At 45.0% G+C, this 209-nt stretch carries 1 pseudogene; it reads right to left on the reverse strand.

The annotated features are described in order from the left end of the window. Nucleotides 1–209, reverse strand: a pseudogene (locus AAC854_RS24130) (hypothetical protein); the annotation flags it as partial.

Here is a 209-nt window from a genome sequence, read left to right on the forward strand (position 1 = left end):
ATCCCGCGAGCCGATCTCTAGGCTACCACTACCTAACGCCAATGATGATGTAATTAATTTTTTTACAGTCACATCGCCATTAATTCCGCCACCCGTACGCGTATCCAGTGAATTAAGTGCCCGGTCTTTGGTTTCCCGTAAACCAAGATTGTCAATGAACGCATTCTTATCGGAAATATCTGTCCCATTCAGTTCTATCGCCAAACGAC

Source organism: Xenorhabdus entomophaga, from assembly GCF_037996725.1.
GTDB lineage: Bacteria > Pseudomonadota > Gammaproteobacteria > Enterobacterales > Enterobacteriaceae > Xenorhabdus > Xenorhabdus khoisanae.